This window comes from Kitasatospora sp. NPDC088548 (assembly GCF_044753005.1).
Taxonomy (GTDB): domain Bacteria; phylum Actinomycetota; class Actinomycetes; order Streptomycetales; family Streptomycetaceae; genus Kitasatospora.
This window is the reverse complement of the sequence record NZ_JBIVMI010000002.1, coordinates 251,431-278,334: the sequence shown is the minus strand read 5'-3', so window position 1 is coordinate 278,334 and position 26,904 is coordinate 251,431. Positions and strand designations below refer to the sequence as shown.

Here is a 26,904-nt window from a genome sequence, read left to right as displayed (position 1 = left end):
CGTCCGTTCCGTCCTGCGGTGTCCCGCCAAGAACCGAACACGAAGGAGAGCACCCGATGGTGTTCAAACGGCTCCTCGGCGCCCTCGGCGTCGGCGGCCCCAGCGTCGACACGGTCCTGTCCACCCCGACCGTCCGCCCCGGCGGTCAGGTCCTCGGCCGGGTCGAGCTGGTCGGCGGCGGCCGTGACGCCGACATCGCCGGTATCACGCTGCACCTGGTGGCGCGGGTCGAGGTCGAGCACGACGACCAGGAGGGCACGGCCCTGGCCCCGTTCGCGACCGCGGTCGTGGCCGGCCCGCTGACGCTGCGGGCCGAGGAGCGGCGATCGGTCGAGTTCTCCCTGCCGGTGCCCTACGAGGCCCCCGTCACCGCCATCGCGGGGCAGCCGCTGCACGGCATGACGGTGGGCGTGCTCACCGAGGTCGACGTCGACGGCGGCCGCGACAAGAGCGACGCCGACGCGCTCACCATCGAGCCGCTGCCGCTCCAGCAGCAGGTGCTGGACGCGTTCACCGCCGCCGGGTTCCGGTTCAGGCGGGCCGACCTGGAGTCCGGGTACATCCGCGGCACCGGTCAGACCCTGCCGTTCTACCAGGAGATCGAGTTCGCCGCGGCCCCGCAGTACGCGCACGCCTGCAGCGAGGTCGAACTCACCTTCCTCAGCAAGCCGTTCCAGACCGAGGTGGTCCTGGAGGTCGACCGGCGGTCCGGCGGCTTCGGCCACGGCGGCGATGTGATCAACCGTCATGTGCTGGACGAGACGGCCGCCCGGAAGGACCTCGCCGCCACCGTCGACGAGTGGATGCGCCAGGCGCTCCAGCGCCACACCGCCCACGACGGCTCCCACCACTACGGCTCCCACCACCAGGACGGCGACCACCGGAGCGGCCCCGGCATGGGCGCCGTGGTCGGCGGAGCCGTCGCCGGTGCCGCGGTGGGCTTCGTCGGCGGCATGATCGTCGACGAGGTGGTGGACGAGGTCGTCGACGAGTTCTTCGACGACGAGGACTGACCCCCGCCCACGGGTCGGTGCGCGCCCGGTGCCCGGCCCGCGACCTCCCGGCGGGCCGGGCACCTCGGGGCCGGGCAGCTCAGGACGATCGCCGGCGCAGCCCCCAGGGGAGGGCGAACCACAGGACGGCGAACAGCATGGTGGTCGCGCCGGCGATCACGGCGGCCGCGGTGCGGTTGAGCACGACGTCCATCAGCAGCAGCACGGCCGCGTTGAGTGCCAGGGCGAGGAAGGCCAGCCCGATCTCGGTGAACCGGGCGGACAGCTCGACGATGCGGCGTTTGGCGCCGCGGTGGAACAGCGCCCGGTGCAGGGCGACGGGCGTGGACAGCACGGCGGCGGACACCACGGTGAGCAGGAACGTGGCGACGTAGAGGGTCTGCTGGGTGTTGTCCAGCGTGCCGAAGCGCTCGGTGAAGGCCATGCCGAGCAGGAACGCGAACAGGATCTGCACACCGGTCTGGACCACCCGCAGCTCCTGCAGGAGCTCGACGAGGTTGCGGTCGGCCCGCTGCTCCGGTGTCTCCGGGCGTGTCCACGCGGGCTCCGGCTCCGGCGGTGTGGGGGGTGTCGGCGGCGTCTGCATGCCCTTACTGTCCACCGGGCCGTCGGCCGCCCGACCGCGCCGCGCCGCCCGCCACCGCCGCTCCCGGCCGCGCCCCACCGGCGCACCCGCCGGCCGTGCCCCGCTGCCCGACGGGTGCGCCGACCGCCGGGTGGGGGCCACAGTGGTAGGGGAGACGGAGCACGATTGGTGGCGAGCCGGGACATGGGACTCACCGGTCACAGGCTGTTGGCACTGATGGTGCTGTTCGCGGTGCTGACGGTGCTCGGCACGCTGTGGGTCTGGCCGAAGCTGGCGGTCCGCAGCTGGCCGGCGATGTTCCTGCGGCTCGGCACCATCGCGCTGACCCAGACCGTGCTGCTCTGCACGCTCGGTCTGGTGGTCAACGACTATTTCGTGTTCTACAGCAGCTGGTCGGACCTGCTGGGCCACAACCGGGGCCAGGGCGTGATCCAGGGCGGCCCGGTGACGCCGGGCATGAGGGAACCGGGTACGAGGGCACCGGGCGCGGGGGCGCCGGCGCCCGGTGTGCAGGTGCTCGGCACGGCCGAGGTCACCGGCGCCGGGGGATTCGGCTCCGGCCCGGCCCGGGCCGGCCGGCTCGACCGGGTGCACATCCCCGGCCCGGCCACCGGCCTGTCCACCGACGGCTACGTCTACCTGCCGCCGCAGTACTTCCAGCCGTCCTTCCAGGACCGGAGATTTCCTGCCGTGATCGTCATGACGGGGTTCCCCGGAGAGGCCGAGAACCTGGTCACCAAGCTGAGGTACCCGGCCACCGAGCTGAAACTGCTCAGGAACGGGACGATGCGGCCCACCGTCCTGATGCTGATGCGGCCCTCCCCGTCGATGCCCCGGGACAGCGAGTGCGAGGACATCCCGAACGGCCCGCAGGCGCAGACGTACTTCACCGCCGACGTGCCGCAGGACCTCAGGGCCTCGTACCGGGTGCTGCCCGGGCCGGGCGGCCTGGGGGTGATGGGCGACTCCACCGGCGGCTACTGCGCGGTCAAGCTCGGCATGGAGCATCCGCAGGTCTTCTCCGCCGCGGTCTCGCTGTCCGGCTACCTCAAGGCGGCGGAGGACATCACCACGGGTGATCTCTTCGGCGGCAGTCAGCAGCGCCGCGACCAGGCCGACCTCGACTGGCGGCTCGCCCACCTGCCCGCCCCCGCGCTGGCGGTGCTGCTCGCCGACAGCAAGGAGGACGGCCGGACCTACGCCGACTCCCGGGCCTTCGCCGCCGCCGCCCATGCCCCGATGACCGTCACCCAGGCCACCGTCGACTCCGGCGGCCACAACTTCACCACCTGGATCCGGCTGCTCCCGCCCTCCCTCGGCTGGCTGAGCACCCACCTCGCCGACCCCGCCTGACGGCCGGCGGACGGGGCCGGCGAGTGGTCACACCGCCGGGGTGGCGACGGCCGGGGCCGCGCCCGCCCGGGCGGTGAGGGCCCGGCCGTAGCGGCGGAGCAGCAGGACCGCGGTGGTGGCGAGGCCGATGAGGAGGCCGAACCAGAGGCCGCGGGTGTCGCCGCCGAGCGGGTAGGCGAGGAGCCAGGCGGCGGGCAGACCGACGAGCCAGTAGCCGACGAGGGTGATGCGGAAGCCGCTCCCGGTGTCGTCGAGGCCGCGCAGCAGCCCGACGCCGATGTTCTGGGCGCAGTCGAAGAACTGCAGCACGGCGACGACGGCGAGCAGTCCGGTGGCGATCTCCAGGCCCTGCCGGTCGGCCGCCGAGCCGGGGTCGAAGTAGGGCCGCAGCACGAGGTCCGGCAGGGTCAGGTAGACCGTGCCGACCACCGCCATCACCACCGCGCCGCAGGCGAGCGCGGTGTTGCGGATGCGGCGCGCGGCGGCGTACGCGCCGAGCGCGAGTTCCCGGCTGACGTTGATGGACGCGGCGTGCGAGAGGCCGACGGCGACCTGGAAGACGATGTAGATCAGCTGGTTGACGGCGGTGTGCGCGGCGAGCGCGGCCGCGCCGAAGCTGCCGGCCAGCAGGGCGGTGACGGAGAAGAAGCCGGCCTCGGAGCCGTAGGTCGCGGCGATCGGCGTGCCGAGGCCCAGCAGCCGTCGCACGGTCGCCGCGTCGGCCCGCCAGAAGTCCAGGCCGAGCAGCGGGGCGAGCTGCGGGTCGCGGCGGGCGGAGCCGTACAGGGCGAGGAAGGAGAGCAGGTGGACACAGCTGGTGGCGACGCCGATGCCGGTGAGGCCGAGTGTCGGCATGCCCCAGGTGCCGTGGATGAACGCCCAGTTGAGCGCCGCGTTGACGGCGACCGAGACGATGGTGATCCGCAGCAGGGCCTGCGGGCGGCGCATGCCGACGGTGAACTGGCGGATCGCCTGGAACCAGAGGCAGGGGAGCAGCCCGGGGGCGAGTGCGAGGAGCATGCCCTGGGCGCGGTCGGCGACGGTGGCGTCCTGGCCGAGGAGGGTGGCGGCCTGGCCGATCAGGACCATCAGGGCGGCTCCGGCGACGCCGGCGAGGGTGGCGACGGCCATCGCCGCGCGGACCAGGCCGCGGACCTCGTCGCCCGGCCCGGCAGCGGTCGCGGCCTCGGTACCGGCCTCGGCAGTGGTCGCGGTGTCGGCACCGGCCTCGGCGTCGGGATTCCCGGTGGACCGTTCGGCCCGGGCGGCGGCCGCCGCGACCTGGTTGCCGACGGAGGTGACCAGACCGACCCCCATGGTGCGGAGCTGGTTGAAGATGACCAGGGCGAGGCCGCCGGCCGCGAGCGCCTCGGTGCCCAGCACGCCCATCATGATGGTGTCGGTGGTGGTGAGGGCGACCTGGGCGAGCTGGGTCAGCGCGAGCGGGACGGCGAGCGCGGCGAGCGCCCGGCCGTCGCGGACCAGCGTGGTCAACTGCTGCATGGTGGTGGTCACGTGTTCCTGCTGTCAGGGCCTGCGGAGCTTGGTCAGGACCTCGTCGATCTCGGCCTCGACGGCGTGGTCGACGAGTTTGCGGGCGTTCATCCAGTCGTCGTCGAAGACGGTGTCCAGGTACTTCTCGCCGCCGTCGTTGACGAATGCGACCATAACGGCGTCCGGCGGGAGGGCGGGCAGCCGGGTCAGGGCCTCGTGGACGACGCCGCCGGCGGAGCCGCCGATCAGAAGCCCGGTGCGGCGGGCGACGACGCGGGCGGTGGCGAAGGCCTCGACGTCGCCGACCTTCACCCCTTCGTCGATGAGGTCGAAGTCGACCAGCAGGCCGATGGTGGCGCCCTCGGGGGTGCCGGTGCCGGACTGGTAGTAGTCGTGGGCGGGCGGCCCGAAGGCGATGGAGCCCTTGGGCTCGACGCCGATGACGGTGAGGCCGGGGACGGCCTTCTTCAGCTCCCGGGCGGTGCCGCAGAGCCCGCCGCCGGTGCCGACGGCGCCGATCAGGACGTCCACCCGGTTGTCGAGGGCCTGGGCGATCTCGCGGCCCACGGCGTAGTAGCCGACCGCGTTGCCGGGGTTGTTGTGCTGCTCGGTGAAGAAGGTGTTGTCCTTCCCCCGGGCGAGCTCCTCGGCGAACTCCTCGCGGGCGGCGGTGTTGAGCTCCTCGCCGCCGTCCTCGGCGACGTAGACCAGCTCGGTGCCCATGGCCCGCATGCCGCGGAGCTTGTCGACGGCGGCGTGGTTGTCGACGACGGCGGTGAAGCGGTAGCCGCGTTCGGCGGCGACGACCGCGAGGCCCAGGCCGGTGTTGCCGGAGGTGGACTCGACGACGTGGCCGCCGGGGCGCAGGTCGCCGCGCTCCTCGGCGTCGAGGATCATCTGACGGGCCATCCGGATCTTCGCGCTGCCGGTGGGGTTGTACATCTCCAGCTTGAGCAGCAGCCGGGCGCCGTGGTCGGCGCGGGCCAGCTCGAACAGCGGGGTGTATCCGATGAGGTCGGAGATCCGGCTGACCACCGGGGGTCGGTGGAGGGCGTCGGTCATGGCAGGGGCTCCTCGGGGCAGAGCGGTGGGGGCGGGTCGGCCGGGTCAGACGGCCGGGCGCTGGTCGAGCCGCCAGCGCAGCCGGCCGCCCCGGCCGTGCAGGACGACCTTGGGCGGGAGCGGCAGGTCGTGGAACGGGGACTCGTTGGAGTCCATCTGGTAGCCGGCGGTGTTGGGGTAGACGAGCAGGTCGCCGATCCGGGGCCGGCGGGGGAAGGCGATCTTGCGCCAGCTGAGCAGATCGGAGTCCAGGCAGCTGGCGCCGCCGACGCAGGCCCGGTAGGGCCCGTCGTCGGCGGTGGGCGGCCCGGTCGGTCCGGCCGGGCTTTCGCCGTCGGCCGGTTCGGCCGGCAGCAGCGCCGGGTCGGGCAGGTACTCGCTGTTGAACCACTGCTCGGACAGGCTCAGGCTGGTGCCGTCCACGGTGACGATGCCGTACCCGGCACGGTCCTTGACGCCCTGGACGCGGAACACCGAGGAGCCGGCCCGGTCCAGCAGGGCGCGGCCGGGCTCCAGCAGGAGCGCCACCCCGGCCTCGCGCAGCCGCTCGGCCAGGGTGGCGCCGGCCCCGCCCGGGCGGGCGGCGAGGACGGCGCGCAGCGCGTCGGCGCCGGCGACGGGGGAGTGGTACGGGTAGAAGTCACCGGGCGTGAAGGACCTGTCGGCGTGGTAGTGGCCGGGGCCCTGTTCGGCGAGGAAGGCGGCCCAGTGTCCGGCGGCGGTGTAGTCCACGGCGAAGCCGCCGCCGATGCTGATCCGGTCGGCCCGCAGACCGAGGGCGCGGGCCCGGCGGCAGAGGTCGACCAGCTCGCCCGCGAGGTCGGCACGCGGCCGCACCTCGTACCCGGAGAGGTGGAAGCTGAAGCCCTCCATCCGGAGCCGGTCCCCGGCCGCCGCGCAGCGCAGCAGGGCCGCGTCCAGTTGTTCGCCGTCCAGGCCGAAGCGGCTGCGGGGCTGGGCCGGCGGGTGGCGGCGCAGCAGGACGCGGACCGGCCGGGGCGCGTCGAGCTCCAGGACGCGCTCCAGTTCGTCGGGCGAGTCGACGGCGATCAGCGAGCCCTGCAGGGCGGCCGTGCGCAGCAGCCGGTCGGCCTTGGCCGGCCCGGTGACCACGAGGTCCTCGCCGCGGACGCCGTGGCCGAGGGCTTCGCGCAGTTCGCCGTGGCTGGCCACGTCCACCCCCGCGCCGGTGCCGGCGCAGCGCTCGGCGAACACGGCGGCCTTGTTGGCCTTCTTCGCGTAGTACACCCGCCCCTCCACCCCGGCCTCGGCGAGGGCGGCGCGGAAGGCGGCGAGGTTGGCGTCGAAGCGCTCGGGCAGCAGGTAGTGGAACGGTCCGCCGAAGGCGTACGAGAGGTCGTGCAGCAGGCCGTCGCGGTGGATGCGGCCGGCGAGCGGGTCGGGGTGGGGCGGGAGGGTCAGCGCCACAGGGCGACCTCGGTGCCGAGGCCCTGTGCGGCGGCGAGCTGGGCGAAGCGGTGGCCGAGGGCGATGTCGGTGACGACCAGTCCGCTGTTGTAGGCGAAGATCCGCTGCCCGGGCGCGGTCCGGCCGGGGGCGGCTCCGGAGAGGACGGCCGGCAGTTCGGCGTCGACGGCGGGCAGCGCGCCGTCGGCGTCCGCCAGGTCGGTGCCGGTGACCCGCATCTGGGCCTCGCTGGTGGCGATCACCCGGTCGGCCCGGTGGAGGGTGGAGGGGGCCAGTCCGTGGCCGACCAGGATGCCGAGCGCGCCGGGCCTGAGCCAGTCGGCCTCGACGGCCGCGGCGGTGTGACCGCCGGCGGTGGCCACGATCAGGTCGGCCTCGCCCGCGGCCCGGCGCAGGTCGGTGACCAACTCCGGTTCCCGGCCCGGGAAGTACCGGGTGAGCCGGGCGCGGACGGCGGCGATGCCGTCCGGGTGGGTGCCGGCGAGGAGCAGGCGCTCCAGCTTCGGCAGGGCGGTGAGCAGGAAGGGCAGGGCGAGGCGTCCCTGGGTGCCGGTGCCGATGACCAGCGCGGTGCGGGCGTCGGGGGAGGCGCACTCGCGGGCCAGCAGGGCGGAGACGGCCGGGGTGCGCAGCGAGCCGATCCGGCCGCAGTCCATCATCGCCACCGGCAGGCCGGTGACGTCGTCGTAGAGGGTGAGCGTCGTGTAGTAGTGCTGCCGGTCGCGGCTCTCGTGCAGGCCGTGCTTGTACGAGGTCTTGACCGCCACGACCTCGCGCACGCCGTCGCGGCCGAGCATGGCGTAGGAGACGGAGTGGCCGTCGGCGGGTTTGACGGTGAGTTTGCGCGGGTTGTCGGAGCGGCCGGCGGCGAGGGTGCGGTAGGCCTGCTCGACGGTGTCGAGGACGTCGGAGAGGCCGATGTCGATGCCGGCGAGGTCGCTGGTGCTCAGTACGCGCAGGGTGGTGTCGTCCCGGTGGTCCACGGGGGGTCCCTTCGATGGCGGAGGCGGGGCGGAGGGTTCAGACGGCCCAGGCGGTGACGGCGGCCTGGCCGTAGCCGTGTTCGTCGTGCTCGGCGAGCGGCCGGGTGGGGCGGCCCTCGACCCGGACCGAGGCGCGCTTGAGCCACCGGTCGGTGCCGTCGTAGCGGGCCCGGAACGGGACCCTGCCGTGGACGACGATGTCGTTGTCGACGACCAGCACGTCACCGGGTTCGAGGCGCACCGCGACCGAGACCCGGGCCAGTTCCTCCCCCAGCCGCCCGTACGCGGCCCGCCAGGGCCGGTCGGCGGTGTCGAGCGGGGTGTAGGCGGGGTCGAAGCGCAGGGTCAGGCCCTCGGGGGAGTCGAAGAGGGTGGGCACCGGCGCGGGGCGGCCGGCGAACCGCTGGGCCCCGGTGTAGGCGTCGTCGGGCAGGATCGGCGCCACGGGCCGCTTCAGCCGGTCGAGGTCCGCCTCGGCGAGTGCGGTCCGGCGGACGCTGGCCGCGGTGGTGGCGACGCGGTCGTGGTTGCGCAGGCAGCACAGCAGCAGCAGGTGGGCGCGGCCGGGGTGGAAGGCGTCCTCGGTGTGCGGGGTGAGCAGGACGCTGCTGGAGGCGCCGGTCTGCTCGTTCTCGTGCCCGGGCGAGGGGAGGATGTCGTGCACGAACCGGCCGTCCTGCTGGCCGTCCCAGGCGATCGGGGTGCCCATCAGCGTGGAGACGAGCAGCAGGACGACGTCCCAGACCGCGCCGGCGCCGCCGACGGTGGACCAGTGACCGGGCGTCGGGCCCAGCCGGTCGTCGTCGACCCGTAGACCGCGCAGGACGAAGAGGCCGTCGTCGGTGTCCACCGGGCGCAGCGCGTGGCGGAGTCCGGCGCCGAGCCGGGCGCCGGCCGTGGGGAGTGCGGCGAGCAGGCCGGGGCTGGTGGCGGAGCCGTGGCGGGTCAGCAGTTCGGCCGCGGCGGCGGTGAGTTCGTCGACGTGGGCGGCGTCGAGTGGGCGTACCGGGGCGGGGGTGGTGGACACGGGGGCACCTTCCATGGCGCGGGCAGGCGGCGGGGCGGGGCCGGCTCGGGTACGGCGCGGGGCATGGCTCGGGCAGGGCGGGGAGCGTGGCTCGGGTACGGCTCGGTGCGGCCCGGGGGCGGCGGGAGCCGGGGACTCGGCCCGGCGCGGCGACGGCGGCCGGGCGACGACCGAAACGTAGCAACCGATCTTAGGTAAGGCAATCCTTACTTGAAACTCTGGCGCAGTTCCGCAGGGCCTGATCGGGCGAGGGGGTGCACGAAGGGCCCCTCGGGTGCTGCGGCTTCGCGCGGTGGGGTGAGTTGACCTGCCGTCGGCGCGGGGGTTGCCCTTGCGTCAATTGTTCGATGCCGGGTTGCGCGATGGGCAGTTTTTAGGATAGGCAACCCTAAGAAAATCCTGCTTGACCCGGAAACGAGGAACAACGACGTGAGCGTCACCAGACGAGAGCTGCTGTGGGCCACCGCCGGTATCGGCGCGGCCGGGGCGCTCGCCGCCTGCGCCGGCAGCAAGGGCGGGTCCGGGTCCGCGGCGGGTGTGGCGTCCGGCTCCGCGAACGAGCAGCCCCGCACCGGCGGCACCCTGAAGGTCGGTGCGCTCGGCCGTGCCTCCGCGATCACCCGCGACCCGCACGGCACCCAGGCCAACGAGAGCGACTACCTGATCATCAGTCTGCTCTATGACACCCTGACCGTCCCCGGCGACAAGACCAACACCGCCGCCCGGCTGGCTGCCTCCTGGAAGCCGTCCGAGGACCTCAGGACCTGGCGCTTCACCCTCGCCGACGGCGCCACGTTCCACGACGGCACCCCGGTCACCGCCGAGGACGTCGTCTGGTCGCTCAAGCGCCTGCGCGCCACCCCCTCCGGCAAGAGCCGCCTGCCCGGCATCCAGCCCGAGGGCATCCAGGCCGAGGACGCCCGGACCGTCGTCCTGGTCTCCGACTACGCCAACGCCGACCTGCCGCTGCTCACCCGGCTGACCACCTTCGTCCTGAAGAAGGACACCAAGGACGACGCGCTCGCCGGCGCCCCCGGCACCGGACCGTTCACCCTCGACTGGTACCGCGACGGCAACGCCCGCCTGGTGCGCAACGACAACTGGTACGGCGGCAAGGTCCTGCTCGACGCCGTCGAGGTACGGATCTTCGAGAGCCCGCAGGCGATGGCCAACGCCCTGCTCGCCGGCCAGATCGACGTCGCGTCCAACGTCGGCGCCGTCGCGGCCCGCACCGCCGAGACCCGCAAGGACATCCAGATCCTGCGCCGGCCCAACGACATGGCGATGCCCATCGTGATGCGCGCCGCCGACGGGCCGTTCGCCGACGCGAAGGTCCGCGAGGCCCTGCGGCTCTCGGTGGACCGCGACGCCATGGTCAAGCAGGTGCTCTCCGGCTACGGCACCGTCGGCAACGACATCCTGGGCACCGGCGACCCGGCCTACGCCAAGGACATCCCCCAGCGCAAGCGGGACCTCGACCGGGCCAGGCAGCTGCTCGCCGAGGCCGGCTTCGACACCGCCAGGACGTACGACCTCATCACCACCGAGGACATCGCCGGCCTCGCCGAGTCCGCGACGCTCTTCGCCACCCAGGTCCGCGAGGCCGGGGTGAAGATCAACGTGGTCAAGCAGGACTCCAAGGTCTTCTGGGACGCCACCTGGCTCAAGGCCCCCCTCTACACGAGCTACTGGGGCACCAACGACTCGGTCGTCTTCTTCGCCTCGAAGACGATGCTCTCCGACGCCGGCCAGAACGAGGCCGGCTGGCAGGAGCCCTCCTTCGACGAGGCCTACCGCACCGCCATGGCCACCGCCGACGAGGCCGCCCGGACCACGCTGCTGCACCAGCTCCAGGAGATCGAGTACGCCAGGTCCGGCTACCTGCTCTGGGGCATGGCGGACGGCATCGACCTGGCCGGCTCCGCCGTGCGCGACCTGCCCAGGCTCCCCGGCTACGGACGCGTCCAGCTCGAGAAGACCTGGCTGGCCCGTTGACCCCGGCCCCGACCGCCGGGGGCGCCGCCGCGCCCCCGGCACCGCCCCGGGCCGCCGGGCCGCTGCCCGGGCTGGGCCGGGCCGCCTGGCTCGCCGCCCGGCGGCTCGCCATGCTCGCGGTGCTGCTCGCCGCGGTCTTCGCCGCGATCGAACTCCTGCCGGGGGACGCGGCCAACGCCACCTCCGAACGCGGTGAGACCGCCGCCGACATGGCCGCCCGCCGCGCCGCCCTGGGCCTCGACCGGCCGGTCGTCGAACGGTTCTGGGACTGGATGACCGGCCTGCCCGCCGGCGACCTCGGCACCACCGCCCACGGACAGCCCGTCACCTCCGTCCTGGCCGGCCCGTTCCCCAACACCCTGCTGCTCGGCACCCTCGCCCTGACCGCCAGCATCCTCGGCGCCCTCGCCCTCGGCAGCTGGGCCGCCCTGCGCCCCGGCGGCCGGACCGACCGGACCATCGCCGTCCTCTCGACGGCCGCCTTCGCGCTGCCCGAGTTCGTCCTCTCCGTCGCCCTGCTGCTGGTCTTCTCGCTCTGGACGGGCTGGCTGCCCGCCGTCACCCTCACCGGTGCCGACGGCACGCCCGCCTCCTGGGACATGCTGCTGCTGCCCGCGCTGGCCCTGGCCGTCCCGCAGATCGGCTGGAACACCAGGATCGTCCGGGGCGCCCTCGCCGACCAGGCCGCCCTGCCCCACGTCCGGGCGGCCGTCCTCGACGGCCTGCCGCGCCACCGGATCCTCACCCACCACATGCTGCCCGGCGCCCTGCCCGCCATCGCGGTGAGCACCGCGACCTCCGCCGGGATGCTGCTCGGCGGCGCCGTCGTCGTCGAGACGCTCTTCAACTACCCCGGCATCGGCGCCGTCCTGTCCGGTGCCATCGCCGACCGTGACACCCCCCTCGTCGCCGGAGTCGTCGCGGCGACCGGAGCCGCCATCAGCATCCTGCTGCTGCTCGCCGACCTCGTCCGCGAGCGCGTCCTGCGAGAGCGCCCATGACCGTCGAGACCTCGTCACCCCTCCGGCCCCGTCGGATCCGCCGGGCCCCGAAGACCGTGCGGGCCCCCGGGGCCCCGCCGGCCCCGAAGCGCCGCGGCCGGCGCTCGCACGCCCTGGTCAGGGCGCTGCCCGCCCTGCTGCTGACCGCCCTGGCGCTCACCGGCCCGCTGTGGGCCCCGCACCGCATCGACGCGCCGGTGACCGCCCCCTACGCCGCCCCCGACGGCGCCGCCGCGCTCGGCGGCGACCAGCTCGGCCGGGACGTCCTCAGCCGGCTGCTGCACGGCGGCGCGCCGCTGATCGCCACCGCGCTCGCCGTCGCCGTCCTGGTCACCGGCGCCGCCACGGTGATCGGCATCCTGGCCGTCCTGCGCCCCCGGCTCGGCCGGTGGGTGGAGCGCGCCGCCGACCTCGCCATCCTGCTGCCCGCCGTCCTCGGCATCATGCTCATCGGCCTCGCCTGGCCGGCCGGCGGGCGCCTTCCCGTCGCCGCCGCGGCCACCGTCCTCGGCATCCCCTACGCGGTGCGGGTGGTGGCCGCCGCGGCCGCGCCCGTCGCCGCCAGCGGCTATGTCGAGGCGGCCGCCGTCGGGGGCGAACGCCTCTGGTACCTGATGGTCCGCGAGGTGCTGCCCAACCTGCGCGCGACCGTCCTCGCCCTGTTCGGCCTGCGCTTCGTCGAGGGCGTCTACGTGGTCTCCGTCGCCGCCTTCCTCCAGCTCGGCCCCCAGCCACCCGAAGCCGACTGGGCGCTGATGATCCGTGAGAACGCCCCCGGCATCATGCTCAACCCCTGGGCCGTCGGCGCCCCCTGCCTCGCCATCGGCCTGCTCGCCGTCAGCGTCAACCTCGCGGCCGACGCCCTCGCCCCCGCCCGGACCACCCCGGAGACCGCCCTGTGACCGCGACCGACCCCACGGACCGGGTCACCGCCCGGGTCGCCGCACTGTCCATCGCCCTCGACGACGGCACCCCGCTGCTCGCCCCCACCAGCCTCACCCTCGGCCCCGGCCGCGTCCACGCCGTCACCGGGCCCTCCGGCGCCGGCAAGACCACCCTGCTCCGGGCCCTGGCCGGCGCTCTGCCACCCGGCGCCGCCCCGCCCGGCGGCACGCTCACCGTCCTCGGCCACGACATCCTCGCCCTCCCGGCCGAGGAGTTGCGCCGGCTGCGCCGCCACCGCCTCGCCTACCTCGGGCAGGACCCGGGCTCCGGGCTCAACCCCCGGATGCGCGTGGCCCGTCTGATCACCGAGACCGCCGTCGACCGCAGCGCCGAGGCGCTGCGCGAACTGCTCACCCAGGTCCGGCTGCCCACCGACCAGCAGCTCGAACGCCGCCGCCCCACCGCCCTCTCCGGCGGACAGCAGCGCCGCGTCGCCCTCGCCCGCGCGCTCGCCCGCCGACCCGAACTCCTGCTCCTGGACGAGCCCACCGCGGGCCTCGACCCGGCCCTGCGCGACGAGATCGCCGACCTGCTGCGCGAACTCGCCCGCCGCCACGGCATCGCGGTCGCCCTCTCCAGCCACGACGCCGCCTTCGTGGCCCGCTGCGCCGACGAGGTCCTCGTCCTCCGTCCGGCGGGCCGGGCCCCCGTGGGCGCGGCCTCCGTGCTGTCGGCCGTCGGCGGGACCGTCAAGCCTGGCCCTGGGGCCGCGGTTCCGGTCGGCGCGGTTCCGGTCGGCGCGGGTTCGAACGGTGCAGGCCCGGACCGTGCCGGCCCGGACCGTGGTCTCGGCGCTCACCGGATCGACGCCCATGTCGGCGACGGCCGCGGGCGCCGCCGGATCCTGGCCGGCCTCGACCTCCACCTCGCGCCGGGTACCTGCACCGGCATCACCGGGCCCTCCGGCGCCGGGAAGACCACCCTGGTCCGCGTCCTCGCCGGCCTGCACCCGCCCACCGCGGGCACCCTCACCCTCGACCGCGCCCCGCTGTCCGGCTCCCACCACACCCGCACCCGCGACCAGCGCCGCCGGATCCAGCTGGTGCCGCAGAACCCGCTCGGCGCCCTCAACCCGGCCCGCACCGTCGGCGCCACCCTCACCCGCCCGCTGCGCCTGCACCACACCACCCCGCACGAGCAGTGCGCGGACCGGGTCGCCGAACTCCTCGCCGCCGTCGACCTCCCCGCCGAGCTGGCCGCCCGTCACCCGCACGAGCTCTCCGGCGGCCAGCGCCAGCGCGTCGCGATCGCCCGTGCCCTCGCCGCCGAGCCCGACGTCCTGCTCTGCGACGAGGTCACCTCCGCCCTCGACGAGGCCACCGCGGAGGGCATCATGGCCCTCCTCGGCCGCCTGCGTGCCGACCGCGGCCTCACCCTCGCCCTGATCAGCCACGACCTGCCCCTCGTCCGGCGGCACGCCGACGCCGTGGTCATGCTGGGCGACGGGCGGCCCGAACCGGTCGGCGCCGGCCGGTGAGCCCGGCCCGCCCCGGGCCGGCGGGCCCGGCACTCAGCCGGTGGCGGCGGCGGGCGCGGCGGTCCTGGCCGGCCGGTGGCCGGCGGCGAGGGGGAGCGGGGCGCCGCTGCGGGCGGTGAACTCCAGCCGCTCCAGCAGCTCCGACGGTGGGACCGCGACGACCCGGCAGGCCGCGTGGCCGCGGCAGTGGCGGGTGACCGAGCCGTGCAGCAGACGGTCGAGCCGGCCGTGGCCGCCGGTGCCGACCACGAGCAGGTCGTCCGGGCCGGTGACGGCCGCCACCAGGGCCGGGCCCGCGTCGCCCCGGACCACCAGCGGGCGGATCACCAGGTCGGCCGGGTAGCCGCCGAAGGTCTGCTCGAAGGCGGTGTCCAGGCGCCTGCGGGCCGCGTGTTCCAGCTCGGAGAGCGGCCGCAGACCGTCGCCGTCGGCCGGCGTCCAGGCGGCGACCGGGACGAGGGCGGCCCCGCGCCTGGCCGCCTCGCCGACCGCGCGGTACAGGGCCGCGAGGCTGCTCAGCGACCCGTTCAGTCCGACGATCACTCGGGTGGGGTCGGCCATGGCCGCTCGCCTCCGTCTCGATGGTCCGGTGCTTCCGGTGCTTCCGGTGACTCCAGTGAACCCGGGGCCGGGCGCGCGGGCGCCGCCGCTGACGGCACCATGACGCCGGGCACCGGGTTCTTGACGGGCCGTTGACAGGGGTTCGGCGTGGACGCGGGCCCGGCGTGTCCGGCCCGGGTACGAACCGGGCCGGCAGGTCGATGGCCTTGATGCCGAGGGGCGGCAGGACCGGCGCCGTCCTTGAGGGCACCCCGGTGGGCGGGCTCCGGGCCGGGCGGCTCCCCGGGGACCGCGCCGGGTGGACTCAGACCGGGTGGGCGGCGCGGCGCGTGGCGGCCGGTGCGGGCGTGGAGGGCGTGGGGCGCTCGTCGGCGACGGGCGCGGCGTACGGCAGCGGCACCGGTTTCGGGGCGGCGGCGGCCAGTTGGGGGTCGACGGTCAGGATGGTGACGCCCAGCGGTTCGGCGAGGGCGCGCAGGGCGGGCTCGGCGAGCGCGATCCAGGGCTGGTCGGGACCGAGGACGGCGGTGAGCCGTTGCTCGGTGGTGAAGGCGACGGCGGTGCGATCACCGAGCGGCGTGCGGAAGAGCCGGGCGGTGTGGCCGAGCCGACCCGGCCGGACGGGGACCAGGAGCCGTCCGGCCGGGCCGGGTCGGGAGGGTTCGGGATCGTCGGGGAGCTGGCGGTACATGGCGGCCTCCGGTCGGAAGGGGCGGTCTGGGCGAGATACTGCGGGCGGGCCGCGGCGGCGGGCTCCGCCCGCCACCGTGGATCGCACGACGACCGTATGCCCGCCCGGCCGGGGGCCGCGCCAGGCCTGACACGTTCTTGATCCCCACGGACCGGGCCCTGACGGGGCGCTGACACCGGAGAGCATCGCGCACCACCCGCTCGGGCCGGGCCGGGGCGGGAAAGCCGCCGCCGTGTCAGGAATCCGTCAAGGACGGCCGCCGACGCGTAGGTCACGCGTCAAGGCCGGGTGCGGTTGGTGTGCGCAGGGTCTCCACTGGAACCGCGGGTCCGGGACCGGGTCCGCGCCCCCGTGGAAGGAACCGTTCGCCATGAGTGACACCCAGGTCGTCGTCGCCGTCGAGAAGCCGCAGCTCCGGACCGTGCGGGAGACCGTCCCGCCGCGCCGCCGGATGCCGGTGGCCGCCTTCGCCGGGCGGTCGGAGGAGCCGGACGAGCCGGCCGAGCCGAGCCCGGCCCTGGCCTGGTCCGAGGCCGACCGGCGCCGGACCAGGGCGGCACACTGCCGGATCGCGATGCGGTACGAGGACTGACCGCGTCCTTCCCGTCCCCGCCGCGTGGGGCGGCCGGTGCCGTCCGGTTCCGCGACCGCCCCTTCCGTTCCCAGCAGGAGCACCCGCCATGCCGCAGCTTTCCGCCCGCCCGACCGCCGTTCCGGCCGCCGTTCCGGCCGCCGTCTCGGCCACTGTTTCGACCCCGGCTTCGACCCCGACCGCCGCCTCCGCCCTGGTACCCGTACCCGCTCCCGTACCCGTCGCCTCCCGACCGGACGGCCCCGGCCTCCCCGGCGGCTCCACCGGTCTGCTCGGCGGCCCCTGGCCGGCCTCGGCACGGGACGGCTCCGACGGGGAAGTGCTGGTCGGCGGCGTCGGCCTCGCTGAGGCCGCCGAACGCTTCGGCACCCCGCTGTACGTGCTGGACGAGGGCGAGGTACGGGCCCGCGCCCGGGCCTACCGGCGGGCCCTGCCGCACGCCGACGTGCTCTACGCCGCCAAGGCGTTCCTCTGCAGCGCGATGGCCGACTGGGTGGCCGAGGAGGGCCTCGGCCTGGACGTCTGCTCGTCGGGTGAACTATGGCTGGCCACCGCGGCCGGGTTCCCGGCGCAGCGGATCGTGCTGCACGGCAACGCCAAGTCCCCGGAGGAGCTGCGGCTGGCCCGCCGGATGCGGGTCGGCCGGATCGTCATCGACGGCCCGGCGGAGATCGCGCGGCTGGCGGCCCTGGTCGCCGGGGACACGCCCCAGCGGGTGCTGGTCCGGGTCGTGCCGGGCATCGCGGCCGGGCACCACGCGGCGGTCCGTACGGGCGTCGGCGGCCAGAAGTTCGGCTTCCCGGTCGACGGCGGCGACGCGGCCGACGCGATCGCCCGCGTGCTGGCCCAGCCCGGGCTCGAACTCGCCGGCCTCCACTGTCACCTGGGCTCCCAGATCACCGAGGTCGAGCCGTACCTCACCGCCGTGGACGCCCTGGTGCGGCTGCTGGCCGAGGTCCGTGAGCGGCACGGTGTCGAGCTGCCCGAGCTGGACCTCGGCGGCGGCCACGGCATCCGTTACCTGCCGGAGGACCGCGAACTCGACCTGGCGGACTTCGCCGCCCGGGTGACCGACCGGCTCTCCGCCCGCTGCGCCCGGGCCGGTCTCGCCGTGCCGCGCCTGGTGGTCGAGCCGGGCCGGGCCGTCGCCGGCCCGGCGGCGGTCGCCGTCTACCGGGTGCTCTCGGTGAAGCACACAGCCGACGGCCGGTACTTCGCCGCCGTCGACGGCGGGATGAGCGACAATCCGCGGCCCGCCCTGTACGGCGCGCCGTACACCGTCCGGCTGGTCGGGCGCCGCTCCGCCGCCGAGCCGACCCGGATGGACGTGGTCGGCCGGCACTGCGAGGCCGGTGACGTACTGGTCCGCGACGCCGGGCTCCCCGCCGACCTGCGGGCCGGCGACCTGCTGGCCGTCCCGGCCGCCGGCGCCTACCAGCTCTCCATGGCCTCCGGCTACAACCTGGTCGGCCGCCCGGCCGTGGCCGCCGTCCGTGACGGCCGGGCCAGGCTGCTCATCCGCCGGGAGACGGTGGAGGACTTCCGGGCCCGTGAGGTCGGCCGCTGACCGGCGCGCGGGCCCGGCCGGATCCGTCGCTCCCGCCGGGCTACCCCCGGAACGCCGCCGGCCGCTCCGGGGACGCCTCGGCCAGGGCCTTGGTGACGCCCCCGACGTCGGCACGCAGGCCGTAGACGGGCGTGTCGGGCTGCTGGCGCCAGGACTCGTCGATGCCGCCCGCGTCCACGGTGTCGAAGCCGAGCTCGTCGATCAGCGCGCGGACCACCCGCTTGGCGGCCTCGTCGTCGCCGGCCACCGGCAGCGCGATGCGCTCCGGGTCGCCCTGGGGGCGGGGCCGGTCGAGGATGTCCTGGGCGTAGGTGCCGTTGAAGGCCTTGACGACGGCGTGGCCGATCTGCCGCTCCGTCCAGCGGCTCTCGGTCAGGCCCTCCTCGATGGCGGCGATCCGGCCGTCGCGCTGCTGCGGGTAGTAGTTGCCGGTGTCGATCACGGCGACGTGCTCCGCGGCCTCGTCGAACAGCCCGGACGGCAGGTCGGGCACGTTCTTCAGGGGCACGGTGACCACCACGACCTGGGCGCCGCGCGCCGCCTCGGCCGCGGTGACCGCCGTCGCGCCGGTCTCCTCGACGAGCGCGGCCAGGGTCTGCGGCCCGCGCGAGTTGGCCACCGAGACCTCGTGTCCGAGGGCGCTCAGCCGCCGGGTGAGGTTGCCACCGATGTTGCCCGCGCCGATGATGCCGATCTTCATGGGACGTCCTCCGGGAGATGGGTGTGATCCGGTCTCGCCTCAGGCCCAACCACACGGGCGGCCCGTCCATTTCCGCCCGGCACGATTCGTTCGGGAGCCCGTCGGTGAGCCCGGGCCGCCGCGCCGGGGCGGCGGCCGGCACTCCCACCCGGCGTCCGCGGCCGGCCACCGTGGACCGATCCACCCACACCGCAACCGACTTCCCTTGAACCGGTGGAATCCGGCCGGGTGATCCGGAACGATGGCGCGATGGACCACGATCTCGGCCGCCTGGGCCACCGGGAGTTCGAGCACCTCGTCCAGGCGCTCGCGAAGCAGGTGCTCGGGCCCGGGGTCAGGGTGTTCGGCGACGGGAAGGACGGCGGCCGGGACGCCGCGTTCCACGGCCCGGTGGCGTACACGTCCCACGGCGGCGCCTGGGACGGTTACGGGGTCGTGCAGGCCAAGTACCGCGGGCGTTCGGGCGGCAGGTCCTCGGACGCGGCGTGGCTGGAGGGCGAGATCCGCAAGGAGCTCCGCGACTGGACGGCGCCCGGGTCCGCACGGGGCGCGCTCCCGGAGTACCTCCTGTTCGCCACGAACGTCCTCCTCTCGGGGGTGCCCGGCAGCGGCGGCATCGACCGCATCGACCGCTTCGTCGGAACGGAGGCCGCGCGGAGGGGCATCCGGCTGACCGGCTGGGCGGTCTGGCACCACGACGAGATCTGCCGTTTCCTCGACATGTATCCCGGAATCCGCCAGAGCTTGGGCGGATTCGTCGTCCCGGGTGATGTCCTCGCCCACCATCTGATGAATCGACAGAAAGTCGACAGAGAATCAGAGTTGACTGAGCTGATGAGAACTCAGGTGGCTGCGGGACTGGTGGCCGACCGATGGGTCCAGCTGGGGCAGGCCGGAGCCGGGCCCGACCGGGGCAAGATCGGCCTGGGCCCGGTGGCGGTCGATCTGCGGGCAGACCGGGTGGGCATCGTCGACGGCGACCGGACCGTCCTGGCCGCCGGGCATGTGATCGGGCGGGGCGACGCGCCCCTGCGGCCCTCCGTGCGGACCACCGGGGAGGCGCGGCATGTCCTGCTGGTCGGCGGCCCCGGCCAGGGCAAGAGCACGCTGGGCCAGTTGATCTGCCAGGCCTATCGGGTCGCGCTCCTGGACGGGGACGACGACCTGCTGCCGGCGCCGGCCTGCGAAGTGCTGCAGTCCCTGCGCCAGGACCTCGCACGGATCGGCCTCCCCGTGCCGCGTACCCGCCGCTGGCCGTTGCGGATCGCTCTGCGCGACTACGCGGAGGCCCTGCTGCGCGATGCGCGTCTCGGTCTGCTGGAGTTCCTGGTGCGGCAGTTGAAGCAGCACTCACCGGATGTTACGGAGGCGGTACTCGTTCGTTCGCTGCGCGCCGTGCCCTGGATCCTGGTTCTCGACGGTCTCGACGAGGTGGCGCCGCGGCGGACGCGCGAGACCGTTATGGACCGCGTCCTCGAATTCCTCGTCATGGCCTGCTCCTTGGACGCGGACCTCCTGGTGGTGGGAACCACGCGGCCGCAGGGGTACAACGGTGAGTTCCACCAGGGCGACTTCGAGACCCTTGAACTACGGGAACTCACGAGAGAGGAGTCGCTGCACTACGCGGGCGGACTCGCCCGGGTGCGTCACCACGACGATCCCGACATGTACGACACTGTGGTGAAGCGCATCGAGTCAGCCGCGAGTGATCAGGACACCGTGCGGCTCATGCGGTCGCCGCTCCAGGTGACGATCATGTCCTTGCTGGTCGAGAAACGCGCCAGGATGCCCCAGAACCGCTACGAGCTCTTCGACGCCTACTACCAGACCATCTACGACCGGGAGGCCGGGAAACCCGGGCCGACCGGTCGATTGCTCGCCGAGAACAGACTTCATGTGGATTGGCTGCACCAACACGTCGGTCTGGTCCTGCGGTCAAGGGTGGCGGTCACGGAGCCCGGGGAGTCGCTGACGCTGCCGGAGGCGGAGCTGCAAGTCCGTGTTCGGCAGCGACTCCTGGAGGAGACCTGCGATCCCGACCGGTCGCGGTCGCTGGCGACGGAGCTGATCGAGGCGGCCACCGATCGGCTCGTCCTGCTGGTCGCCCCCCAGCCCGGTGTCGTCGGCTTCGAGGTCACGAGCCTTCAGGAGTACTGTGCTGCCCGCGCGCTCCTCTTCGGTCCGGACGCGGAGATCGTCCCACGTCTCGGCGATCTCGCCACGGACCAAACCTGGCGCGACGCTTGGCTGTTGGCCGTAGCGGGTCTCTTCACCCACCGGCAGCACCTGCGTGCCGACCTCATCACCGCCCTGCGTGAGCTGGACGCGCGCGACCAGGTGACCATGGCCCTGCGTCCGGGAGCCTGCCTCGCGCTGGACCTCCTCGACGAGGACCTTGCCCGCCAGCACCCCCGTCACCAGAATCTGCTGGCGCAACACGCAGCCGAACTCATCGGCGGCCCAGCCGGCTTCACGTCCTCCTTCAGGAACGTGTCGCGCAGCCTGGCGAAGGCCGCGGCCCGCAGCGAGCAGGCTCGGCTCTACCTGGAGAACGCCGCCAGGATCGCACTCGTCGGGCGGGGCGTCCACACGATCTTCGCCTTCCGTACTGTCGCCCTGTGGGCGCACCTGACCGGCCCGCTGCGGCCGGTGGCGCGGAGTCTGCTGTCGGAAGCGGTCCTGAGGATGGCCCCTGAGCAACTGGCGGCGGCCAGGACCCTCGTCGCGCGGGAACTGCCATGGCTGTCCCTGCCGGGGCTCTCCGGGTACACCCCGTCCGGTGCCGATGGCCGCACCAGCCTCGCCGCCTTTCTGGTGGATGCCCCGTCGTCTGCCGCGCGGGGCGATGCCGAAGCCGGGAAGATCCGTGAGTGGATCACCAACTGGCTGGCGGGGGAGTGGTTGTCCGTCGAGGTCGTCGACGGCGTTCCTGTGCCGCTCGTTTGCGACGAGTACGGCCTGGGGCTGGAGTACTACGGGGACCGGCGGTGGCTTCCCGACGTACAGCAGGCCTGTGTCGATGCCGCCGCCGCGCTGTCGGAGGCGGGGTGGAGCGTGGTGGCGGCGTTTCACGAGGTCCTGGAGATGACCTTCTCGTTCGAGGTCGCCCTGGAGCCCGTTGTTGACGGCATCAGCTGAGCGCGTCCGAGTTCCTGCTCTCCCCGCGCTCCTCGTACATCACCGCCCAGGACTTCGTGGTGGACGGTGGCCTGGTGACGGCCGTCCCGGCAGCCTGACCGGCGACCGGCCCGACCGCCGGGGCCGTGGGGTGCAGCCTGGTCCTGACAGGGCCAGGCTGCACCGGCGGCCGGCGGGGACAATCGTCGTATGAGTACCGCGATCAGCCTGAGCGAGTTCCTCCGGACACGCCGCGCCCGGCTCCGGCCCGAGGACGTCGCCCTGCCGGACTTCGGCGGCCGCCGCCGGGTGGCCGGACTGCGCCGGGAGGAGCTCGCCCAGCTCGCCGGGGTGAGCGTCGACTACTACACCCGGCTGGAACAGGGCCGGGTGGGCAACCCGTCGGACGCCGTGCTCGACGCGCTGGCCCGCGCGCTGCTCCTCGAACCGGACGAGGCCCGCCATCTGCACCGGCTCGCCCGCCCCCGGCCCGCCCGCCGGGCGGGCCGTACGCCGTCCGCCCCGCAGCGGGTCCGGCCGATGCTGGCGCGGCTGCTGGCCGAGCTGTCCGACGTGCCGGCCATGGTGATGGGCCGCCGGATGGACGTCCTGGCCTGGAACCAGGCCGCCGTCTCCCTGTTCGGGGACTACGGCGCGCTCGCCCCGGCCGAGCGGAACATCCCCCGGATCACCTTCCTGGACCCGGCCTCGCGGGAGCTGTACGCGGACTGGACGGCCTGCGCCCGCGAGAACGTCGCCTTCCTCCACCTGGAGGCCGGCCGCCGCCCCGACGACCCCCGGCTGGCCGAGCTGATCGGCGAACTGTCCATGCGCAGCGCGGACTTCCGCCGCTGGTGGGCGGAGCATCCGGTGCAGGACAAGACCTCGGGCCGCAAGCGCTTCCGGCACCCGCTGGTCGGCGAGCTGGACCTGGTCTACGACACGCTGCGCCCGGCCGACGACCCGGACCAGGCCCTGATCACCTACGCCGCCGAGCCGGGAACCCCGTCCGACGACGCTCTGCGGCTGCTCCTCTCCTGGGCCGCCGCACCGGAGGTCCCGGGCCCGGTGAGCGGGGCGGGGGCCGATCCGCGCCGACGCTGACCGGCTGACCGGCTGACCGGCTGCCCGGCTGCCCGGCTGCCCGGCCGCCCGGGCGGCCAGGGCGTGGCGGGTCGGCGTCGGCGGGTCAGCGCGCGGAGCCGGAGCGCTCCGCGCTGCGAAGGAGGACGGGGAGGGCGGCGGCCAGGTTGCCGTGCTGGTCGGCGAAGGGGAGCCGGAGGTGGTGGCGGAATCCGTCGACGGCCGAGAAGGCGGGGCCGGGGACGATCAGGACGCCTGCGCGGCGGGCGAGTTGGGCGGTGGCCTCGGCGTCGGCTCCGGGGAGTTCGACCCAGAGGGCGGAGCCCCCGGCGGGGTGTTCCCAGCGCCAGTGCGGTGCCTCGGCGGTGAGCAGCCGCTCGGTCGCGGCGAGGCGTTCGCGCAGTTGGGCGCGGCGCCGGGCGCGGGCCTCGGGCAGCCCTTGGAGCAGCCGGACGGCGAGCAACTGCTCCACCACCGGGCAGGAGAGGTCGACGGACTTCCGGATCTCGGCCAGGCGGTGGATGACGGTGGTGGAGGCGCGGATCCAGCCGAGCCGGAGGCCGCCCCAGAACAGCTTCGAGAGGGTGCCGATGGTCGCGGTCGCGGCGGTCGGCAACTGGGCGGCGAGCGGGACCGGTGCGCTGTCGTCGCGCAGGGACAGCTCCGCGTAGGCGTTGTCCTCGACGGTGTAGAGGCCGTGTTCGGCGAGGACGGCGGCCCAGGCCCGGCGGGTCCGCGCGCTCATGCCGAGGCCGGTGGGGTTGTGGACGGACGGCTGCAGGTAGACCAGGCGCGGGCGGATGTGGCCGGCCAGCCGGGCCAGGGCGGCGGGGCCGTCGCCCTGCGGGCCGGGCGCGCCGTGCGGGGGCAGCGGGACCAGGCGGGCGCCCCGGGCGCGCAGCGCTTCGAGGGCGCCGCGGTAGGTCGGGTCCTCGACGACCACGGTGTCGCCGGGCTCGACCAGCCCCTGGGTGATCAGCCAGAGGGCCTGCTGGGATCCGGCGGTGACCAGGATCTGCTCCGGTGAGGTCGGCAGGCCGGCCGCGCGGTGGTACTCGGCGAGCTGTTCGCGCAACTGCGGCAGCCCGTAGGGGAGGTAGCCGTCGTCGGCGAGCGCGGCGGTGAGGTCGCGGCCGGACAGCGCGTCCAGGGCGTCCGCGACGGCGGGCAGGCCGTCCAGCGCGCCGCTGGAGAGGTCGAGGGTGCCGTCCCGGCTGCCGAAGCTGGCGAGCCGCCCCTCGCTGGCGGGCTCGCCGACCGCCCCGGAGGCGCGCAGCCGGGAGCCGCTGCCGTGCCGGCTCTCCAGCCGCCCCTCGGCCTCCAGCAGTCCGTACGCGGCGGTGACCGTGGAGCGGCTGACGCCCAGCGCGGTGGCGAGGGCGCGCTGGGAGGGCAGTACGGTGCCGGGCCCGACGTCGCCGCGCTCGGCCAGCTCGCGCAGGGCGTCCGCCAGCAGTCGCGGCAGCGCGTCCGAACCGCCGCCGGCCCAGCCGGTGAGCAGGCGCGACAGGCGGGTGGGGGGAATCCGGTCCATGCCACCCATCATGCCCCGCAGCTGCGGCGGAGCCGGGCCGGGCCGGGCGCTGCGGGGCCGGGCCGGACACCGTCCGACGGCGCAGGCCACTTGGCCCCAAGTGGTCTTTGCCGCCCTCCGGGCCCGGCCCGATGATCGGGGCATCGTCCGTTCAAAGGAGCAGGGACATGGCGACCGTCGTGCTGGTCGGGACACTGGACACCAAGGGCGCGGAGTACGCGTGGCTCGCCGGGCGGTTGCGCGAGGCCGGCTGCGAGGTGGTGGTCGTCGACGCCGGTGTGCTGCCGCCGCCGGCCGGTACGCCCGCCGGTGACATCGGCGCAGAGGCCGTCGCCCGGGCGGCCGGGCACGACCTGGCGGCGCTGCGCGCCGGCGGGGACCGCGGTGCGGCGGTGGCGGCGATGGCCGAGGGCGTCGAGCGGGTCGTCGGCGACCTGCACCGGGAGGGCCGGCTGCACGCGGTGCTGGCGGTGGCCGGCAGCGGGGGCTCGTTCATCGCGGCCCGGGCGATGCGGGCACTGCCCGTCGGTGTGCCCAAGCTGCTGGTCTCCACCATGGCGGGCGGGGACGTCGCGCCCTACGTGGGCAGCAGTGACATCACCATGATGTACAGCGTGGTGGACGTCGCGGGCATCAACTCGGTCTCTTCCCTGATCCTCGGGAACGCGGTGGCGGCGGTCGCGGGCATGGCCGCCCACCACGAGCGGGGCCTTGCCGGCCCACAGTCGCAGGGGCGCCGGCTGGTCGGCGCCAGCATGTTCGGGGTGACCACGCCCGCGGTCGACGCCGCCCGCGCGCGGCTGGACGAACTCGGTTACGAGGTCCTGGTGTTCCACGCCACCGGGGCCGGCGGGCGGGCACTGGAGAAGCTCGCCGCCGGCGGCTTCCTGGCCGGAGTCCTGGACCTCACCACCACCGAACTCGCGGACGAACTGGTCGGCGGCGTGCTGAGCGCCGGGCCCGACCGGCTCACCGCCGCCGGGCGGGCGGGCGTTCCGCAGGTGGTCGCGCCGGGGGCGCTGGACATGGTCAACTTCGGCCCCCGGGAGAGCGTTCCGGAGCGTTTCGCCGAGCGGCACCTGCTCGTCCACAACCCCACCGTGACGCTGATGCGCACCACGGCCGAGGAGATGGCGGTGCTCGGCACCACCATCGGGCAGAAGCTGGCCGCCGCCCGCGGCCCGGCGGCGGTTCTCTGGCCGCTCGGCGGGGTGTCCGCGGTGGACGCGCCGGGCGGGCCGTTCCACGACCCGGACGCCGACCGGGCCGGGCTCGCGTCGCTGCGTACCGCGCTGGCGGGCGGCGCCGTCGAGCTGCGGGAGGTGGACGCGCATGTGAACGACCCGGCCTTCGCCGTCGCGGCCGCTGACCATCTGCACCGGCTGATCACCGCTCAGGACCGTGCACAGGGCCGTTCGCCCGCCCTGGCCTGAGCCGTGGCCCGGCCTGAGGCGCGCGCCGACTTGAGGTGCGCCGGCCTGAAGCGCGCGCCGGCCCGAAACGCCGTCGCGCCGATGCCTGAGCCGTCGAACCGCCGAACCGTCGAAACCACTGGGCCCGGCCCGTTCCGCGCAGCCCGGATCCACCCGACCGAAGAGGAGCCCCACCCGTGAACCGCACCGAAGCCCTGGCCCGACTGACCGCGCAGGTCACCGCCGGACGGCCCGTCATCGGGGCCGGCGCCGGTACCGGCCTCTCCGCCAAGTGCGCGGAGGCCGGCGGCGTCGACCTGCTGATCATCTACAACTCCGGCCGTTACCGGATGGCCGGCCGCGGTTCGCTGGCGGGCCTGCTGCCGTACGGCGACGCCAACGCCATCGTGCTGGAGATGGCGGGGGAGGTGCTGCCGGTGGTCCGGGAGGTGCCGGTGCTCGCCGGGGTGTGCGGGACCGACCCCTTCCGGATCATGGGCAACTTCCTCGACCAGCTGAAGGCCGTCGGCTTCACCGGCGTGCAGAACTTCCCCACGGTCGGGCTGTTCGACGGCAAGTTCCGGGAGAACCTGGAGGAGACCGGGATGGGCTTCGGCCTGGAGATCGACATGATCCGCCAGGCCCACGAGCGTGACCTGCTCACCGCCCCGTACGTGTTCGACCCGGAGCAGGCCGCCGAGATGGCCCGGGTCGGCGCGGACGTCCTCGTGCCGCACGTCGGGCTCACCACCAAGGGCTCCATCGGTGCGGCCACCGCGCTCACCCTCGACCAGGCCGCCGCCGCGGTGCAGGAGATGCACGACGCCGCGAAGCGGGTCAACCCGGACATCATCGTGCTCTGCCACGGCGGGCCGATCGCCGAACCCGAGGACGCCCGCTACGTCCTGGAGCACACCTCGGGGATCGCCGGCTTCTTCGGGGCCTCCTCCATGGAGCGCCTCCCCACCGAACGCGCCATCACCGAGCAGGCCCGCGCGTTCAAGTCCCTCCCGCTGGGCTGAGCCCGGGGCCGGGCCGGGGCCGGGCACCAGGTGCGGCGAGTGCCGTGCGTGGTGCGCTGGCCCGCTTCAGCCGGCGGCGGCCGGAGCCGCCGCCGGCCAGGCGCGGTACCAGGCGAGGGTGTCGTCGAGGCTGCGCCCGAGCGGGGTGGGCCGGACGCCGAAGGCCTGCTCGAACGCGGTCGAGTCCAGTATCTGGGCCTCGGTGTGCTGGTAGAACATCTCCGCGTACTCGGCCACGAACTGCTCGTCGAAGGGGCGCGC

At 74.7% G+C, this 26,904-nt stretch carries 22 protein-coding genes and 1 pseudogene; 12 read left to right on the top strand and 11 right to left on the bottom strand.

Annotation, left to right across the window (positions count from 1 at the left end; all coding sequences use genetic code 11):
- Positions 1 to 56 precede the first annotated feature (56 nt).
- On the top strand, positions 57 to 1,013 hold the full coding sequence (locus ACIP82_RS04290) for a sporulation protein (RefSeq protein ID WP_400650679.1): 957 nt from the start codon (positions 57 to 59) through the stop codon (positions 1,011 to 1,013).
- 79 nt (positions 1,014 to 1,092) lie between these two features.
- Here ACIP82_RS04290 and ACIP82_RS04285 read toward each other — a convergent pair whose 3' ends face one another.
- The gene (locus tag ACIP82_RS04285) at positions 1,093 to 1,599 is read right to left on the bottom strand and encodes a DUF6328 family protein (protein ID WP_400650678.1); all 507 of its coding nucleotides are present in this window, start codon (positions 1,597 to 1,599) and stop codon (positions 1,093 to 1,095) included.
- Between the two features lie 168 nt (positions 1,600 to 1,767).
- Here ACIP82_RS04285 and ACIP82_RS04280 point away from each other — a divergent pair, with 168 nt between their 5' ends.
- Positions 1,768 to 2,952 (top strand): alpha/beta hydrolase, encoded by a 1,185-nt coding sequence (locus ACIP82_RS04280; protein ID WP_400650676.1) that lies wholly within the window; start codon positions 1,768 to 1,770, stop codon positions 2,950 to 2,952.
- Positions 2,953 to 2,979: 27 nt separating this feature from the next.
- On the opposite strand, the gene ACIP82_RS04275 is transcribed toward ACIP82_RS04280, so the two are convergent.
- Genes ACIP82_RS04275 through ACIP82_RS04255 form a run of 5 tightly spaced genes read right to left on the bottom strand, consistent with a single transcriptional unit; the run spans position 2,980 to position 8,946 of the window.
- Positions 2,980 to 4,455 carry an MATE family efflux transporter gene (locus ACIP82_RS04275; protein ID WP_400651144.1) on the bottom strand — a complete coding sequence of 492 codons (1,476 nt, stop codon included), beginning with the start codon at positions 4,453 to 4,455 and terminating at the stop codon, positions 2,980 to 2,982.
- Between the two features lie 24 nt (positions 4,456 to 4,479).
- The gene (locus ACIP82_RS04270) at positions 4,480 to 5,508 is read right to left on the bottom strand and encodes a cysteine synthase family protein (RefSeq protein WP_400650674.1); all 1,029 of its coding nucleotides are present in this window, start codon (positions 5,506 to 5,508) and stop codon (positions 4,480 to 4,482) included.
- Between the two features lie 45 nt (positions 5,509 to 5,553).
- The gene (locus ACIP82_RS04265) at positions 5,554 to 6,936 is read right to left on the bottom strand and encodes a Y4yA family PLP-dependent enzyme (protein WP_400650672.1); all 1,383 of its coding nucleotides are present in this window, start codon (positions 6,934 to 6,936) and stop codon (positions 5,554 to 5,556) included.
- Positions 6,927 to 7,919, bottom strand: coding sequence for an ornithine cyclodeaminase family protein (locus ACIP82_RS04260; protein WP_363605126.1), 993 nt, complete (start codon positions 7,917 to 7,919; stop codon positions 6,927 to 6,929). Before ACIP82_RS04260 ends, ACIP82_RS04265 begins: the two co-directional genes overlap by 10 nt.
- Positions 7,920 to 7,956: 37 nt before the next feature.
- Positions 7,957 to 8,946, bottom strand: a complete 990-nt coding sequence (locus ACIP82_RS04255; RefSeq protein ID WP_400650670.1) for a TauD/TfdA family dioxygenase — start codon at positions 8,944 to 8,946, stop codon at positions 7,957 to 7,959.
- Between the two features lie 429 nt (positions 8,947 to 9,375).
- Here ACIP82_RS04255 and ACIP82_RS04250 point away from each other — a divergent pair, with 429 nt between their 5' ends.
- The 4 genes from ACIP82_RS04250 to ACIP82_RS04235 are packed head-to-tail and all read left to right on the top strand — an operon-like array spanning position 9,376 to position 14,364.
- Positions 9,376 to 10,941: an ABC transporter substrate-binding protein gene (locus tag ACIP82_RS04250; RefSeq protein ID WP_400650668.1), complete on the top strand. Its 1,566-nt coding sequence runs from the start codon at positions 9,376 to 9,378 to the stop codon at positions 10,939 to 10,941.
- Positions 10,926 to 11,942 (top strand): ABC transporter permease, encoded by a 1,017-nt coding sequence (locus tag ACIP82_RS04245; protein ID WP_400651141.1) that lies wholly within the window; start codon positions 10,926 to 10,928, stop codon positions 11,940 to 11,942. The genes ACIP82_RS04250 and ACIP82_RS04245 overlap by 16 nt, the downstream gene beginning before the upstream one ends.
- Entirely contained in the window at positions 11,939 to 12,844 is a 906-nt protein-coding gene (locus tag ACIP82_RS04240) for an ABC transporter permease (protein WP_400650665.1), read from the top strand. The genes ACIP82_RS04245 and ACIP82_RS04240 overlap by 4 nt, the downstream gene beginning before the upstream one ends.
- Positions 12,841 to 14,364, top strand: a complete 1,524-nt coding sequence (locus tag ACIP82_RS04235; RefSeq protein ID WP_400650664.1) for an ABC transporter ATP-binding protein — start codon at positions 12,841 to 12,843, stop codon at positions 14,362 to 14,364. The genes ACIP82_RS04240 and ACIP82_RS04235 overlap by 4 nt, the downstream gene beginning before the upstream one ends.
- Positions 14,365 to 14,397: 33 nt before the next feature.
- Here the strand turns inward: ACIP82_RS04235 and ACIP82_RS04230 are convergent, their stop codons facing one another.
- Positions 14,398 to 14,925, bottom strand: coding sequence for a universal stress protein (locus ACIP82_RS04230; RefSeq protein ID WP_400650661.1), 528 nt, complete (start codon positions 14,923 to 14,925; stop codon positions 14,398 to 14,400).
- Positions 14,926 to 15,229: 304 nt separating this feature from the next.
- Positions 15,230 to 15,616: an SAV_915 family protein gene (locus ACIP82_RS04225; protein ID WP_363605120.1), complete on the bottom strand. Its 387-nt coding sequence runs from the start codon at positions 15,614 to 15,616 to the stop codon at positions 15,230 to 15,232.
- Between the two features lie 370 nt (positions 15,617 to 15,986).
- Between ACIP82_RS04225 and ACIP82_RS04220 the strand changes: the two genes are divergently transcribed.
- Positions 15,987 to 16,208, top strand: a complete 222-nt coding sequence (locus ACIP82_RS04220) for a hypothetical protein (RefSeq protein WP_400650658.1) — start codon at positions 15,987 to 15,989, stop codon at positions 16,206 to 16,208.
- 88 nt (positions 16,209 to 16,296) lie between these two features.
- The gene (gene lysA / locus ACIP82_RS04215; protein ID WP_400650655.1) at positions 16,297 to 17,775 is read left to right on the top strand and encodes a diaminopimelate decarboxylase; all 1,479 of its coding nucleotides are present in this window, start codon (positions 16,297 to 16,299) and stop codon (positions 17,773 to 17,775) included.
- A 40-nt stretch (positions 17,776 to 17,815) separates the two neighbouring features.
- Here the strand turns inward: lysA and ACIP82_RS04210 are convergent, their stop codons facing one another.
- The gene (locus ACIP82_RS04210) at positions 17,816 to 18,475 is read right to left on the bottom strand and encodes an NAD(P)-binding domain-containing protein (RefSeq protein ID WP_363605117.1); all 660 of its coding nucleotides are present in this window, start codon (positions 18,473 to 18,475) and stop codon (positions 17,816 to 17,818) included.
- A 390-nt stretch (positions 18,476 to 18,865) separates the two neighbouring features.
- Between ACIP82_RS04210 and ACIP82_RS04205 the strand changes: the two genes are divergently transcribed.
- The gene (locus ACIP82_RS04205) at positions 18,866 to 21,613 is read left to right on the top strand and encodes an NACHT domain-containing protein (protein WP_400650652.1); all 2,748 of its coding nucleotides are present in this window, start codon (positions 18,866 to 18,868) and stop codon (positions 21,611 to 21,613) included.
- A 189-nt stretch (positions 21,614 to 21,802) separates the two neighbouring features.
- Complete coding sequence (locus tag ACIP82_RS04200) at positions 21,803 to 22,696, top strand: helix-turn-helix transcriptional regulator (RefSeq protein ID WP_363605113.1); 894 nt, start codon at positions 21,803 to 21,805, stop codon at positions 22,694 to 22,696.
- Between the two features lie 85 nt (positions 22,697 to 22,781).
- On the opposite strand, the gene ACIP82_RS04195 is transcribed toward ACIP82_RS04200, so the two are convergent.
- On the bottom strand, positions 22,782 to 24,209 hold the full coding sequence (locus tag ACIP82_RS04195) for a PLP-dependent aminotransferase family protein (RefSeq protein WP_363605112.1): 1,428 nt from the start codon (positions 24,207 to 24,209) through the stop codon (positions 22,782 to 22,784).
- A gap of 167 nt (positions 24,210 to 24,376) precedes the next feature.
- Here ACIP82_RS04195 and ACIP82_RS04190 point away from each other — a divergent pair, with 167 nt between their 5' ends.
- Positions 24,377 to 25,642: a Tm-1-like ATP-binding domain-containing protein gene (locus ACIP82_RS04190; protein ID WP_363605111.1), complete on the top strand. Its 1,266-nt coding sequence runs from the start codon at positions 24,377 to 24,379 to the stop codon at positions 25,640 to 25,642.
- 176 nt (positions 25,643 to 25,818) lie between these two features.
- Positions 25,819 to 26,643, top strand: coding sequence for a phosphoenolpyruvate hydrolase family protein (locus ACIP82_RS04185; protein WP_400650647.1), 825 nt, complete (start codon positions 25,819 to 25,821; stop codon positions 26,641 to 26,643).
- 66 nt (positions 26,644 to 26,709) lie between these two features.
- On the opposite strand, the pseudogene ACIP82_RS04180 reads toward ACIP82_RS04185, so the two are convergent.
- Positions 26,710 to 26,898, bottom strand: a pseudogene (locus tag ACIP82_RS04180) (epimerase); the annotation flags it as partial.
- Positions 26,899 to 26,904 lie beyond the last annotated feature (6 nt).